Annotated in this window: 1 protein-coding gene; it reads right to left on the reverse strand. The window is 61.6% G+C overall.

All coding sequences use genetic code 11. The features are described 5' to 3' along the window. Positions 1 to 469: OprD family outer membrane porin (locus QWI17_RS00810; protein ID WP_302720590.1), on the reverse strand; the 469-nt coding region annotated here is incomplete at both ends.

The following is a 469-nucleotide window of genomic DNA, read 5'->3' on the forward strand; positions in this document are numbered from 1 at the left end:
GCCATCCGTCACCACCCCGCTGTGCACTTCGCGGCCGCTGATGTAGCGGTTCATCAAGGTCAGCCCCGGTACGCCGACGGTGACGAAGTTGAAGTCATGGCGCACCTGCCATGAGCGTTCGTTGGCGTTGTCGAAGCTGGCGTTGTAGCTGTCATTGGCCAGGGTTCCGCCACTGGTGCCATTGACCCGCATCCAGGTATCGCCATCGACCTTCTGCAGCCCGACCCAGAAGGTGCTGCCGCCGTATTTGGCGGAGAACATCCCCGAGTACGTCTTGTTGTCCAGCTCGCCAGCGCGCCTGGAACCGTCGTCATCGCCCTGGAAATAGCCCAGGTTGGCGCCCAGGGTCCAGTCGCCCAGCGGCTGGCTGTGGGTCAGGTTCAGGTACTGTTGGTGGTAGATGTCCTTGAGCTGGGCATCCCACAGGCCAATCATGGTGCGTTTGTCGTTGAAGGTGTATTCGCCGCCA

Source organism: Gilvimarinus gilvus, assembly GCF_030518155.1.
Taxonomy (GTDB): domain Bacteria; phylum Pseudomonadota; class Gammaproteobacteria; order Pseudomonadales; family Cellvibrionaceae; genus Gilvimarinus; species Gilvimarinus gilvus.